Below are 13,027 nucleotides of genomic sequence, written 5' to 3'. Positions count from 1 at the left end.
TTGAAGCGGGAAAGTTGTGTTGGGATGGGCGTCATCATAATCGATTCAATAGATATGAAAATCGCAAAAAACCCAACATAACAATCGACAAAATCGATTTATCAGCGCTTCGCCACACGCTCCAGCGCAGCACGCTCCCGATTGAACGCTACAAAGTACTTGTTGACGCTATTGACGAAGTTGACGGGCCCCATGCCCACCTGCTCCATGGCGATGCGTTCGGTCTGGAAGAACCACTGGTCGCCATTCAGCCCGCGCCGCCGCGCTTCGGCGCGCATGGCCTGGACCCGTTCGGGGCCCAGGTTGTAGGCCGCCAGCACGAAAGCCATGCGCTCGCGTTCGTTGATTTTGGCGCTGGCAAAGAATTTGCGCCGGATCAGTGCCAGGTAGCGGGCACTGGCCTGGACATTGCCATCCACCGTGGCGGTGTTGCTCACCCCCACGCGCTGCGCCGCCGATGGGGTGATCTGCATCAGGCCATGGGCCCCGCCGGTGCCGCGCGCTGCCGGGTTGAGCGTCGATTCCTTGAAGGCCAGCGCGGCCAGGTTGAGCCAGTCGATCTGCTGCGCCTCGCCGTGCTTCTGCAGCACGGCACGCAGCGCGGTCAGGCGCTGGCGATTCTTGCTGACCAGCGGGTCGTGCACCCGGTACTGGCGGCGGTAGATGCGCTCGAACGCGGCGTCCTGGTTGTCCGGCGCGCGGTAGCCCTGCAGAAAGCGATCGACCGTGGCCAGCAACTGCGGCGCATCGTGCCCAACATACCAACGCATGGCTTGCGGCGCCCCCAGCTGCACGCGGCTGTCCAGGCGCAGGCGCGGCATCACCCGGGCCCAGCGCCGGGCGATCGGCTGCTCGACCATGGTCAGGTGATAGATGCCGGCCTGGACCATTTCCAGCACGTCCTCCACCGCCAGGGTCGAGTCGACCCACTCAACCTTGATCGGCGCGCGCTTGCGCAGCGCCAGCTGTTGGTTGACCTGCTGGATCAACGGGCCGGCGGCACTGGCGCTGGTCAGGGCCACGGTACGCCCGGACAGCTGCTCGACATGGCTGAAGCTGCGCTCGCCCTTGCGCCCCACCAGCAGCAACTGCACCCGGTCGAGCACCGGTGCGCTGCTGCTGACCCCGCGCACTACAGCGGGGTCGAGCAGCTCGCCCGGCGCGGCCAGGTCACCCTCGCCACGGGCCAAGGCGCCCAGCAGCTGCTCCTTGGCCCGGGGGATCAGCTTGAGCTGAATCTCCTGGCCGTCGGCGGCGCGGGCATTGAGATAATGTTCCAGGGCACGCAGGCGATAGTATTCGATGCCGACCGGCTCACCCTTGACCTCACCGGAGCTGTTGCGGCTCTGGTTGACCAGCACCCGCAACACCTGGCTGGTGCGAATCTGTTGCAGGTCACGGACCTTGGTCGGCGCAATGTTCTGCTGCGGGCCCGGCGCGCGTGCGTGGGCAGGCCCGGTCAAGGTCAGCCCAAGCGTCAGCAGGAAAATGAGCCAGCATCGCTGCATGCGAAACGTGTCCGTGGTCGGTGGGCGGCATCCATGGGGTTGCATCGCCAGGAGAGAAATGACGGCAAAAGACCATGGCAACAGCATGAAGTTCTTGGTTTTTTCAGAAAAACACGGTTTTTGCTATGCTGGCCGCCCCGCGGCACGAGGTAGCACCATGCAACTGATCGATATCGGCGTCAACCTGACCAACAGCAGTTTCCACGACCAGCAGGCGGCAATCGTCGAGCGCGCCCTCGAAGCCGGGGTCATGCAGATGGTGCTCACGGGCACCAGCCTGGCGGTCAGCGAACAGGCGCTGGAGCTTTGCCAGCAACTGGATGCCAGCGGCGCGCACCTGTTCGCCACGGCAGGCGTGCACCCTCACGATGCCAAGGCCTGGGATGCCGGCAGCGAGTACCAGTTGCGCCAGCTGTTGAGTGACCCACGGGTACGCGCCGTGGGTGAATGCGGCCTGGATTTCAACCGCGACTTCTCCCCTCGCCCACTCCAGGAAAAAGCCCTGGAGGCACAGCTGGCGCTGGCTGCCGAGCTGCGCCTGCCGGTGTTCCTGCACGAACGCGACGCCAGCGAACGCCTGCTGGCGATCCTCAAGGATTACCGCGACCACCTGACCGGAGCAGTAGTGCACTGCTTCACCGGCGAACGCGATGCGCTGTTCGCCTACCTGGACATGGACTTGCACATCGGTATTACCGGCTGGATCTGCGACGAACGCCGTGGCACCCACCTGCACCCGCTGGTGGGCAACATTGCCGAGGGGCGGCTGATGCTGGAGAGCGATGCGCCTTACCTGCTGCCGCGCAGCCTGCGGCCCAAGCCTAAGAACGGGCGCAACGAACCGGCGTTCCTGCCGGAGGTGTTGCGCGAAGTGGCCTTGCACCGGGGTGAATCGGCCGAGCATACGGCGGCGCATACCACAGCGACGGCGCGGGCGTTTTTCCAACTCCCCTGAACCTGTAGGGGCACTATCGCCGGCAAGCCAGCTCCCACATCGATCGCATCGACTTCAAGCCATGTGCAGTACCTGTGGGAGCTGGCTTGCCGGCGATGAGGCCTGTACAGGCAGTACAAATTAGTTGTCCCAAGAAAACCTATTACAGGCGCAGGAATTTTCTTGATACATATCAAGAAAGGCCATGGCTTGCGCAGGCACAATGATGGCACCTTGCCAATATTGTTTCCGCTCAACTCAGAGAAGACCTGCCCATGGGTGCCTGGCTTAGCAATGTTTCCCTGAAGTACAAGTTCTGGGCCGTCAACGCGGTGGCCTTTGTCACGACCTTGCTGCTGGTGCTCTATGCCGTACACCTGGAGCAGCGCGCACGCGCCGAGGCCGCGCAGGCCCAGGCAGCTGCACAGGCACAACTGCTGGCTGCATGGCCGGCCGGCCAGCCGCTGCCCCGCCCGGCCAACGTCATCAGCTGGACCGCCGGGCAAACGCCCACCTTCGCGGGCGAACCCCTCGAAGCCCTGCGCGATGCCCAAGGCTGGGTCGAGCTGCCCGCCGCCCGGCTCTTGGGCGACAACCCGCTACAGGGCGCGCAGGTACTGCGCAACGGCGATCAGCAAATGGCCGTGCTGGCCCAGTCGCCAAGCCTGCGCCAGGTGTTCTTCGACCGCTTCAGCAACTACGCGGTATGTGTACTGATCCTGATGCTGGCCATGCTCGGCGCCTCGCAGCTGCTGATCCGCTTTCTGCTCAGCCAGCTCAACACCCTCAAGGACGTGATGCTGCACGTGGAAAAAACCGGCGACCTTTCGGCCCGAGTGCCGCTGGCCTGTGGCGACGAGGTCGGCCAGATGGCCGGGGCCTTCAATGCCATGCAGGCGACCTACCACCGCGTGGTCAGTACCGTCGCCCACACCGCTGCGCAACTGGACTCCGGCGCCGCTCGCCTGGCCGCGAGCATGAGCGATGTGCGCCACGGCATGCTCGGCCAGCAGAGCGAGACCGACCAGGCCGCTACCGCCATCAACGAAATGTCGGCTACGGTGCACCACATCGCCCAGCATGCTGGCGCCACCCGTGATCTGTCACAAACAGCCGACACCTTGGCCGGTAGCGGCCAGGAGGTGGTCAGCCGAGTGCAGGACTCGATTTCCGGATTGTCCAGCGGCGTGCAGCAAACTGCCGAGATGATTCGCCAACTGGCCGAAGACAGCCAGAAGATCAATGGCGTGGTCAGTGTGATCCACAGCATCGCCGAGCAGACCAACCTGCTGGCCCTCAATGCCGCCATCGAAGCAGCGCGCGCCGGCGACCTGGGCCGCGGCTTTGCCGTGGTGGCCGATGAAGTGCGCAACCTGGCCAAGCGTGTGCAAACCTCCACCGACGAGATCACCACCATGGTCTCGGCCCTGCAGTCGGGCACCCGCGATGCAGTGGAGTTCATGCAGGAAAGCTCGTACAAGGCCGACGACTGCGTCAGGCAGGCCCAGGAAGCCGGCGAAGCACTGGCCGAGATCACGGGTGCCGTGGCACAGATGCGCGAAAGCAATACCCAGATTGCCGTGGCTGCCGAGCAGCAAAGCCAGGTGGCCGAGGAAATGAATCGCGCCGTGGTGAGCATTCGCGATGTCACCGAACAGACCGTGCAACAGACCGTGGGCTCCGCGACCACCAGCAGCGAACTGGCAACCCTGGCCGGTGAACTGAACAAGGCCATTGGCCAGCTCAAGCTATAGTCACCATAGCCAGCCTCGATTGGCTCCCGCCTGGGGGGCGCACTAAGCTTTGGGCATGACCGAGAGGAAATGCCCATGAGCAAACGCCTGCCCAACCTGCCCGCCTGGCAATGGCGCGGCTACCACCACAACCACCGCCACCCGGCCAACCTGGTGCTGCACCTGATCGCCGTGCCGTTGTTCATCCTTGGCGCGTTGCTGATTCTGTCCGGGCTGTTCGGCCTGGATCTGGGCCAGATTGCCGTTGGCATCATTGCCTTGATCGCTGGCCTGGGCCTGCAGCGCCAGGGCCATCGCCTGGAAGCAGAGCAACCCGAGCCCTTCGCCAACCGCAAGGATGCTGTGCAACGCCTGCTGACCGAGCAATTCATCACCTTTCCGCGCTTCTTGCTGAGCGGGGCCTGGTGGAAGGCCTGGCGGGAACGACACAAGCATCGGCATTGATGCTATTGGGGCTGCTCTGCAGCCCAATCGCGACGCAAGGCCGCTCCCACATGATCGCGCATCTCCTGAGATTCACGCGATCCTGTGGGAGCGGCCTTGTGTCGCGATAGGAGCGCAACGCGCTCCCGGGCTCGGTCAGGCAAACACGGTAACCGTCTGCCGGCTCAAGGCCAGCAATTCGCCCTGGGCCGTCCTCAACGCGGCGGCGGCATGCCCGTAACCATCCCGCGCATGTTCGGTTTCCACGCAATAGCGGCACCAGTCCAGGGTCGACAGCTGCGCCGTGGGCTGCATGAATTCGATGGTCCAGGTCAAGGTGCTGCCGGCAGCAGGCTGCTTGAGAAACGGCATCAGGCTCGGTGGCCAGGCATCGACCAACGCCAGCAGGTGCGCCTCGTTGACCGGCTCTTCTGCCACTCCGCGCAAACGTACCCACCCGCCCATCTGGCGCGACTGATTGCCACTGAACGGCAACCCGCCCACCGCCCAGCGCAAGGCGACATGCTGCATGAACTCCGGGGTAACGCCTTTGATATGGGGTAGCTCGGGAGCGGCGTCTTCGAGCGCTTTCATTTCCGCCGCCGGCAACGCCGGCACATCGACCACCGACGGCCGCCCTGCACCGAAATTGCCCTGCACCAGGGTCACCACCTGGCCGCCCTGAACGGCACGGCCCAGCAAGGTGCTGACAGCCTTGCCTTCACGCAGCACCTCAACGTCGAAGCGGATTGGCACATCCGCCGCGGCCGGCGCCACAAAGCTGATGGCCAATGAACGCACGGGGCGGCCATCGGAGATTTTCTGGCGCATGGCTTCATAAACCATGGCCGCCATCAGCCCGCCAAAGGCAGCGCGCCCCTGGGCCCAGCTTGGCGGGATGCTCACAGCATCGGGGTTGGCCCGCACGGCGTCGAGCAGTTGGTTGAAATTCATTGGCCGGCTCCTGCCTGCAGCGAAAAAGGTCTGCCCATCCTAGCCAGCAAACCCTTGCCGATCAGCCCGCATATCGGTCATTTTTCGGGCTTTCGCCGCGCCAACGCCTGCTGCAGTGCATCCAGCGTTACATCCGAATGGCGCTCGGCCTCGTGCAATTCCTGCTCCCAGGCGGCCTTGCATGGTGCCAGGTCGGCATGGTCGCGAGCCTGCAGCAGCCATTGCAGGCGATCATGCCAGTCACCCAGGTCGCCCTGAGCCTGCTTCAACAAGCGCCGCAACTGTTTGCCCGCATGGTCGAGCTGCGGATAAACCTCATCGCCATAACGCGCTCGCTTGATCAACAAACGCAGGCGGTGGCGGTCGTGGGCCGGGTCCTGCAGTGCTTTGTGCAACTTGCGCCACTGTTTGACCAGGCGTTTGTCGATACGCTTTTCCAGCCCCTTGACCAGCCCTTCGCGGCCGGCTGCCCGCAGGAACAGCGGAAACGCGTCGACAATCGCCAGCACCCGGGTCAGCTGCGGGCTGGCGGCAACACTGGCGAAGGTCCTGTCACGCCCTTCCAGACGCCGCTGCCCGGCCTCGGCAAAACCACGCCCGATCAGTTCGGCCGCCAGCACCTCACGGTCACGTAACGGCGTGGTGAGGGTACCCAACGACCTGGCGGCGTCCTCCAGCTGCTCCACCCCCGGTAACCCACGCAGTGGCCGCAGCAGGCTGCGCAGGCGCCGCAGGGTGGTGCGCAGGTCATGCAAGGCCTCGCTGTCCGTATCGGCAGCCAGGCGCTCGCGACAGGCCAGCAGGCGCACGTGCAAGGCCACTATCTGGGCAACCACATGATCGAGCATGGCAGACATTGAAAGACGCTCCTTGGTCAGCGCCCGGCGCGAGACTCACGAATGTAGAAACGGGCCTTTTCGGCTTTTCTGGTACAACTTTCATAACCTTCGAACTGCTGCTGGGTCTTGGCCCCGGTCAGCAGCGACAAGGCCTTGGAGTAGCTCACGGCACCGGCAAAGCCTTCGGCCTTGGCCAGGTCCAGCTCCTTCCAGGCGGCATCCAGTTGGGTCGCGCAACTCTCGCGGTAGGCCGTCTTGCCCGCGCAGCCAGCGAGGGCCAAGGCAATCAGTGGAAGGCAGATCCAGGCTTTCATTAGTAATACCTCAATGGAAAAAAACATTGGCTGTTCGACGCCCTGGCAGCTGAAAAGTGCCCTGCCCAGCCGGCTTGGCCCAGCCAGTTTTATTACAGTAGCTCAGCGCGATGCACATTGAAGCACAGGTGGCGATGGGTGCATTGTAGGACCATGGTTGCACTGGCCGGGGAATGTTCATGAGCAAACGCGTGGCACTGGTACTGGGATCGGGTGGAGCCCGGGGGTATGCACACATCGGAGTGATCGAGGAGATCGAGCGCCGCGGCTACGACATTGCCTGCATCGCCGGCTGCTCCATGGGCGCGGTGATCGGCGGCATCTATGCCGCCGGCAAGCTGGAAGAGTACCGCAACTGGATCGAGAGCCTCGACTACCTGGATGTGTTGCGCCTGGTCGATGTCAGTTTTCGTCTCGGCGCAATTCGCGGCGACAAGGTGTTCGGGCAAATCCGCAAGATCGTCGGCGAGATCAACATCGAGCAATTGCGCATCCCCTACACAGCGGTTGCAGCCGACCTCACCAACCAACAGGAGATCTGGTTCCAGGAGGGCTGCCTGCACCAGGCCATGCGTGCCTCGGCAGCCATCCCGAGCCTGTTCACCCCGGTGATGCAAGGCAACCGCATGCTGGTCGACGGCGGCATCCTCAACCCGCTACCGATCGTGCCGGTGGTGTCCAGCCACTGCGACCTGATCATCGCGGTCAATCTCAACGCCACCAACCAGAAGCAGTACCAGTTACCGGTGATCGAGCGCCCGGCGGCGTTCAAGATGCGTTTCGATGCACTGCTCAGCTCGCTGGGCTCGCGCTTGCCGTTCCGGCGCAAGCCGGCGGAGGAGCTGATCCGCATCGAGCAGGAAATCGTCGCCGAAGGGCTGGCGCCGCCGAGCCCGTGGCTGGCCGATGCCGCCGACCCGGAGGGCCAGCAACCGGCGGCGGCGCCGGAGCGCGAGGGCGCGCCGAAGTCGGCGACCGGCTCGTTCATCATCGACAACGTGGGGCCCGCTTCACTGCTGGACCTGATCAACCAGAGCTTCGAGGTCATGCAGACCTCGTTGGCGCAATACAAGATTGCCGGCTATCCACCGGATGTGCTGATCAACGTGCCCAAACGGGTGTGCCGGTTTTTCGAGTTCTACAAGGCGCCGGAGCTGATTGCCCTGGGGCGGGAGATTGCGCGGGATACGCTGGATAGCTATGAAGGGGTGAAGCGCTAGGCCTTGTGCTGCTTGTGCTGGCCTCTTCGCGGGTAAACCCGCTCCCACAGGTTCACCACAGTACATGAAACCTGTGTTGAACCTGTGGGAGCGGGTTTACCCGGAAGAGGCCGGCACAGACAACAGAAACGAAACAGGCCGCACTGGGCGGCCTGTTCGTTCATGCTTCCATCACCTTAGTAACGGGTGATGTCCGCCTTGGCTTCCAGCTGCTTGCGGTACGCCGCGAAGTCCTGCTGGCCAGCACGCGACGCGAGGTAGCGGCGAATTTGCTGCTTCTCTTCGTCGGTGGCAGCAGCGCCTTCGTTGACACCTTTGAGCTGCAGTACCACCAGGCTACCGTCACGCAGCACGACGCTGCCATAAACCGGCTTGTCCTTGGCTTGCGGCTTGCCCAGGCGGAACAGCGCCTGCAGCTCGGCCGGGTCGATACCGTCCTCGCCGCGGGTAACTGCTTCATAGGCCTTCCAGCCCTGCCCTTCGTGCACACTGCCCGCTGCGATGGAACCGTCACGCAGGCCGGCAATCAGCTTGTCCGCCTTGGCCTTGAGCTCGGCTGTCGCCTTCTCCTTGGCCAGGTGCTCGCTGATGTTCCTGGCCACGGCTTCCAGCGGCAGCTGCTCAGGCTTGCGGTGCTCCTTGACGCGCAGCACCACGGTGGTTTCCGGATCGAGCTCGATGGCGGTGCTGTTGGCACCCTCCTCCAGCACTTCTTCGGAGAATGCGGCCTGCACAACCGAACGGTTGGCAGTGATGCCTTCACCACCCTCGCGGCCGAAGGCTGCGGAGGTTTGCACCTTCAGGTTCAGGTCCTGGGCCGGCTGGGCCAGGTCGGAAGCCTCGTAGGCGGCATCCTGCAGCTGCTTGCTGGCATCAACATAACGCTGTTCGACCAGCGGGACCTTCAAGTCACGGATCAGCTTGTCCTTCAGGCTGGCGAAGCTCGGCACTTCCGGTGCCTGCACGCCCAGCAGCTTGATCAGGTGGTAGCCGAACTCGGTACGCACCGGCGCCGAGATCTGGCCATCCTGCAACTTGTACAGTGCATCTTCGAACGCCGGGTCGTAAACGCCCGGGCCGGCAAAGCCAAGGTCACCGCCGCTGTTGGCCGAACCCGGGTCCTGGGAGAACTCCTTGGCCAGCGCGGCAAAGTCTTCACCCTTGGCCAGACGCTGCTGGATCTCTTCGGCGCGGGCCTTGGCCTGGGCGTCGGTGACCTTGTCGTTGACCTCGATGAGGATGTGCGCGGCATGGCGCTGCTCGGCGAGGTTGGCGATTTCCTTCTCGTACTGGGCCTTGAGCTCTTCGTCGGTTACCTTGACCTGATCGAAGAACGCCGCCTTCTTCAGTTCGATGTAGTCGATCACTACCTGGTCTGGCGACATGAACTCCTTGGCGTGCTTGTCGTAATGCGCCTTGACCTCTTCATCGCTGACCTTGACCGCGGCCGGGTCGGCCTTGAAGGTCAGTGAAGCGAAGTCGCGGGTCTGCTTCTCGAGGCGAGCAAAGGCATCGACCTGCTGGTCGGTGACGAAGCTGCTGCCGGCCAGGCCGGTGCGCAGCTGGCCGATGAGCATTTCTTCGGCGAGCATGTCGCGGAACTGCATGCGGCCATAGCCCATCTGGCGAATGACCTGGTCGAAACGGTCCGCACTGAACTTGCCGTCCACCTGGAACTCCGGCGTCTGCAGGATCACCTGATCCAGCGCGGCCTCGGAGAAGGCGAACTTGGCATCTTCGGCACCCTGCAGCAGCAGCTTGCGGCTGATCAGGCCCTTCAGTGCCTCTTCGCGCAGCAATTTGTCATCCAGCAGCGCCGGGTCGAAATCCTTGCCCAACTGTTGCATCAGCTGACGGCGCTGCATGTCGGCCGCCTGGCTCAGCTCGTTCTGGCTGATGGTCTGGCCGTTCACCTTGGCGGCGTCCTGGCTATGGGTGGCGGCCTGGAAAATGGCTTCGAAGCCGGTCAACGCCATCAACACGACGATAAGGCCGATGATGGTCTTGGCAATCCAACCTTGTGAATTGTCCCTGATATTTTGCAGCATGCGTCCCCCAGAAACGGCTGTACCACTGCGTCGACAACCGCGGAGCGTGGGTAGAAACCTGATAAAAGAAAGGCGCATCCGAGGATGCGCCTTTGCTTAGCAAACGTGTCAGGCGGGAACGTTTGCGCCCCGCCGTCACCGTACTCGGACCTGGCCAGGGCCGGGTCCGGCTGAAAGACGACTTAGTTGACGGCGTCTTTCAGGCCTTTGCCGGCCTTGAAACCTGGAACCTTGGCGGCTTCGATCTTGATCGCCTTGCCGGTTTGCGGGTTGCGGCCGGTGCGCTCTGCGCGCTCCTTGACCGAGAAGGTACCGAAGCCAACCAGTACCACATCGTCACCTTGCTTCAGGGCGCCGGTGACGGATTCGATGACTGCGTCCAGCGCACGGCCGGCTACAGCTTTCGGGATGTCAGCAGATGCGGCGATAGCGTCAATCAGTTCCGACTTGTTCACTCTAAGTCCCCTTATTCTCTATTGAGTTTGTTTCTAAGTATGTAATGAAAAGCTTATGAAACGTGCGCTGGGTGGCCTGATGACAATAGCGTGCCGCTTTATAGCAAGGCCCCGAAAAAACTGTCAAGGAAAGCCCCCCAGCAAAAAACTACTAGTGCGTGCTGATTCTTTCCTTAGCATCGCCGTCGCGCTTTTCATCTTTCGCGACAATCTCCGGAGCCACATCTGGCAAGGGCTCCGGGGCGTATTGCAGCGCAATTTGCAGGACTTCGTCAATCCATTTGACCGGTTTGATCTGCAGATCCTGTTTGATATTTTCCGGAATCTCCTTCAGATCGCGAACATTCTCCTCGGGAATGATCACCGTCTTGATCCCGCCACGGTGTGCCGCCAGCAGTTTTTCCTTCAACCCGCCAATGGCCAACACCTGGCCACGCAGGGTGATTTCGCCGGTCATGGCCACGTCGGCACGTACCGGAATCTGCGTCAGCGCCGACACCAGCGCGGTGCACATGCCGATACCGGCACTTGGGCCGTCCTTCGGCGTGGCGCCTTCAGGCATGTGGATATGCACGTCATGCTTCTCGTGGAAGTCGGCGGCGATACCCAGGCTGCGGGCACGGCTGCGCACCACGGTCTGCGCGGCGGTGATCGACTCGACCATGACGTCGCCCAGCGAACCGGTCTTGATCAGCTGGCCCTTGCCGGGGATGACCACGGCTTCGATGGTCAGCAGTTCGCCGCCCACCTGGGTCCAGGCCAGGCCGGTAACCTGGCCGATCTGGTCCTGCTGCTCGGCCAGGCCGTAGCGGAACTTGCGCACGCCCAGCAGGTGTTCCAGCTGCTCGCTGGCCACCTTGACCTTGACCTGCTTCTGCCCGGTATGTTCCTTGACCACCTTGCGGCAGACCTTGGCAATTTGCCGCTCCAGGCCACGCACACCGGCTTCGCGGGTGTAGTAGCGGATGATGTCGCGGATCGCCGAAACGTCGACCTCCAGCTCTTCCTTCTTCAGGCCGTTGGCCTTGACCTGCTTGGGCACCAGGTACTTGACGGCGATGTTGATCTTCTCGTCTTCGGTGTAACCCGGCAGGCGGATGACTTCCATCCGGTCGAGCAATGCCGGCGGGATGTTCATCGAGTTCGAGGTGCACAGGAACATCACGTCCGAGAGGTCGTAGTCGACCTCCAGGTAGTGGTCGTTGAAGTTGTGGTTCTGCTCCGGGTCGAGCACTTCGAGCAGTGCCGAGGCCGGGTCGCCACGCATGTCGCTGCCCATCTTGTCGATTTCGTCCAGCAGGAACAGCGGGTTGCGCACCCCTACCTTGGTCATCTTCTGGATCAGGCGGCCAGGCATGGAACCGATGTAGGTACGGCGGTGGCCACGGATCTCGGCCTCGTCACGCACACCACCCAGGGCCATGCGCACGAACTTGCGGTTGGTGGCAGCGGCGATCGACTCGGCCAGCGAGGTCTTGCCGACGCCAGGCGGGCCGACCAGGCACAGTACCGGGCCGCGGATCTTCTTGACGCGCTTTTGCACGGCAAGGTATTCGAGGATGCGTTCCTTGACCTCTTCCAGGCCATAGTGGTCGGCATCGAGGATTTCCTCGGCCTTGGCCAGGTCCAGGCGCACCTTGCTCTGGGCCTTCCACGGCACCTGCACCAGCCAGTCAAGGTAGGAGCGCACCACAGTGGCCTCGGCCGACATCGGCGACATCTGCTTGAGCTTGTTCAGCTCGGCCTGGGCCTTGGCCAGTGCGTCCTTGGGCAAGCCAGCAGCTTCGATGCGCTTTTTCAGCTCTTCGACTTCGTTGTGGCCTTCGTCGCCGTCACCGAGTTCTTTCTGAATGGCCTTCATCTGCTCATTCAGGTAGTACTCGCGCTGACTGCGCTCCATCTGCTTCTTGACCCGACCGCGGATACGCTTTTCGACCTGCAGCAGGTCGATTTCGGCATCCAGCAGCGCCAATACGTGCTCGACACGGGTCGGCAGGTCGACGATTTCGAGGATTTCCTGCTTCTGCTCGATTTTCAGCGCCATGTGCGCGGCCATGGTGTCGACCAGGCGCCCCGGCTCTTCGATGCTGTTCAGCGACGACAGCACTTCGGCAGGGACTTTCTTGCCCAGCTGCACGTACTGCTCGAACTGCGACAGCAGCGTGCGCACGAACACTTCCGACTCGCGCTCGGCGGCGTCGACTTCATCGATCAGCGAAACTTCGGCACGGATGTGCCCTTCCACTTCGCTGAAACGCTCCACGGCGCCGCGCTGCTCGCCCTCGACCAGCACCTTGACGGTACCATCGGGCAGTTTCAGCAGTTGCAATACGGTGGCAACGGTACCGACGCGGTACAGGGCGTCTTCGCCCGGGTCATCGTCGGCCGGGTTTTTCTGGGCCAGCAGGAGAATCTGCTTTTCGCCCGTCATCGCCGCCTCGAGGGCTTCGATGGACTTTTCGCGCCCCACGAACAGCGGGATGACCATGTGCGGGTAAACAACGACATCGCGCAATGGCAAAAGAGGCAAGTCGAGGGTGGTCTTCATGATTTCGCCTCTACAGCGGCCTTATGGCCG

11 protein-coding genes are annotated in these 13,027 nt (G+C 62.8%); 4 read left to right on the top strand and 7 right to left on the bottom strand.

Annotation, left to right across the window (positions count from 1 at the left end):
- Positions 1-101: 101 nt before the first annotated feature.
- Complete coding sequence (locus R9B85_RS21455; protein WP_112252316.1) at positions 102-1,508, bottom strand: transglycosylase SLT domain-containing protein; 1,407 nt, start codon at positions 1,506-1,508, stop codon at positions 102-104.
- Between the two features lie 157 nt (positions 1,509-1,665).
- Between R9B85_RS21455 and R9B85_RS21450 the strand changes: the two genes are divergently transcribed.
- From R9B85_RS21450 to R9B85_RS21440, 3 genes are all read left to right on the top strand, one after another.
- Entirely contained in the window at positions 1,666-2,463 is a 798-nt protein-coding gene (locus R9B85_RS21450) for a TatD family hydrolase (RefSeq protein ID WP_423770545.1), read from the top strand.
- A 254-nt stretch (positions 2,464-2,717) separates the two neighbouring features.
- Entirely contained in the window at positions 2,718-4,196 is a 1,479-nt protein-coding gene (locus R9B85_RS21445) for a methyl-accepting chemotaxis protein (protein WP_207877541.1), read from the top strand.
- Positions 4,197-4,271: 75 nt separating this feature from the next.
- The gene (locus tag R9B85_RS21440; RefSeq protein ID WP_085600188.1) at positions 4,272-4,640 is read left to right on the top strand and encodes an Mpo1-like protein; all 369 of its coding nucleotides are present in this window, start codon (positions 4,272-4,274) and stop codon (positions 4,638-4,640) included.
- A 135-nt stretch (positions 4,641-4,775) separates the two neighbouring features.
- Here the strand turns inward: R9B85_RS21440 and R9B85_RS21435 are convergent, their stop codons facing one another.
- The 3 genes from R9B85_RS21435 to R9B85_RS21425 all read right to left on the bottom strand — a co-directional run bounded on the left by R9B85_RS21435 (position 4,776) and on the right by R9B85_RS21425 (position 6,726).
- A complete protein-coding gene (locus R9B85_RS21435; protein ID WP_112252314.1) occupies positions 4,776-5,573 on the bottom strand; it encodes an acyl-CoA thioesterase in 798 nt (265 codons plus the stop codon).
- A 77-nt stretch (positions 5,574-5,650) separates the two neighbouring features.
- A complete protein-coding gene (locus R9B85_RS21430) occupies positions 5,651-6,430 on the bottom strand; it encodes a CHAD domain-containing protein (protein ID WP_423770544.1) in 780 nt (259 codons plus the stop codon).
- Between the two features lie 17 nt (positions 6,431-6,447).
- Positions 6,448-6,726: a hypothetical protein gene (locus R9B85_RS21425; RefSeq protein WP_003259403.1), complete on the bottom strand. Its 279-nt coding sequence runs from the start codon at positions 6,724-6,726 to the stop codon at positions 6,448-6,450.
- Between the two features lie 179 nt (positions 6,727-6,905).
- Here R9B85_RS21425 and R9B85_RS21420 point away from each other — a divergent pair, with 179 nt between their 5' ends.
- Positions 6,906-7,946, top strand: a complete 1,041-nt coding sequence (locus R9B85_RS21420; protein WP_112252434.1) for a patatin-like phospholipase family protein — start codon at positions 6,906-6,908, stop codon at positions 7,944-7,946.
- A gap of 176 nt (positions 7,947-8,122) precedes the next feature.
- Here R9B85_RS21420 and R9B85_RS21415 read toward each other — a convergent pair whose 3' ends face one another.
- The 3 genes from R9B85_RS21415 to lon form a co-directional block, all read right to left on the bottom strand.
- On the bottom strand, positions 8,123-9,994 hold the full coding sequence (locus tag R9B85_RS21415; RefSeq protein ID WP_423770543.1) for a SurA N-terminal domain-containing protein: 1,872 nt from the start codon (positions 9,992-9,994) through the stop codon (positions 8,123-8,125).
- 182 nt (positions 9,995-10,176) lie between these two features.
- The gene (gene hupB / locus R9B85_RS21410) at positions 10,177-10,449 is read right to left on the bottom strand and encodes a nucleoid-associated protein HU-beta (protein ID WP_003250246.1); all 273 of its coding nucleotides are present in this window, start codon (positions 10,447-10,449) and stop codon (positions 10,177-10,179) included.
- A 151-nt stretch (positions 10,450-10,600) separates the two neighbouring features.
- Positions 10,601-12,997, bottom strand: coding sequence for an endopeptidase La (gene lon, locus R9B85_RS21405; RefSeq protein ID WP_087501118.1), 2,397 nt, complete (start codon positions 12,995-12,997; stop codon positions 10,601-10,603).
- Positions 12,998-13,027: the final 30 nt, after the last annotated feature.

This window comes from Pseudomonas sp. NLJ1, assembly GCF_049486705.1.
Classification (GTDB): domain Bacteria; phylum Pseudomonadota; class Gammaproteobacteria; order Pseudomonadales; family Pseudomonadaceae; genus Aquipseudomonas; species Aquipseudomonas inefficax.
Note: the sequence above shows the minus strand (reverse complement) of the source record. Positions and strands in the feature narration are given on the sequence as shown.

What these genes read in the sequence shown, in the direction of transcription:
- R9B85_RS21440 (WP_085600188.1), top strand. Translation starts at nt 4,272, where the DNA reads ATGAGCAAACGCCTGCCCAACCTGCCCGCCTGGCAATGGCGCGGCTAC.
- R9B85_RS21420 (WP_112252434.1), top strand. Translation starts at nt 6,906, where the DNA reads ATGAGCAAACGCGTGGCACTGGTACTGGGATCGGGTGGAGCCCGGGGG.
- R9B85_RS21415 (WP_423770543.1), bottom strand. Translation starts at nt 9,994, where the DNA reads ATGCTGCAAAATATCAGGGACAATTCACAAGGTTGGATTGCCAAGACC.
- R9B85_RS21450 (WP_423770545.1), top strand. Translation starts at nt 1,666, where the DNA reads ATGCAACTGATCGATATCGGCGTCAACCTGACCAACAGCAGTTTCCAC.
- R9B85_RS21435 (WP_112252314.1), bottom strand. Translation starts at nt 5,573, where the DNA reads ATGAATTTCAACCAACTGCTCGACGCCGTGCGGGCCAACCCCGATGCT.
- R9B85_RS21445 (WP_207877541.1), top strand. Translation starts at nt 2,718, where the DNA reads ATGGGTGCCTGGCTTAGCAATGTTTCCCTGAAGTACAAGTTCTGGGCC.
- lon (WP_087501118.1), bottom strand. Translation starts at nt 12,997, where the DNA reads ATGAAGACCACCCTCGACTTGCCTCTTTTGCCATTGCGCGATGTCGTT.
- R9B85_RS21425 (WP_003259403.1), bottom strand. Translation starts at nt 6,726, where the DNA reads ATGAAAGCCTGGATCTGCCTTCCACTGATTGCCTTGGCCCTCGCTGGC.
- R9B85_RS21430 (WP_423770544.1), bottom strand. Translation starts at nt 6,430, where the DNA reads ATGTCTGCCATGCTCGATCATGTGGTTGCCCAGATAGTGGCCTTGCAC.
- R9B85_RS21455 (WP_112252316.1), bottom strand. Translation starts at nt 1,508, where the DNA reads ATGCAGCGATGCTGGCTCATTTTCCTGCTGACGCTTGGGCTGACCTTG.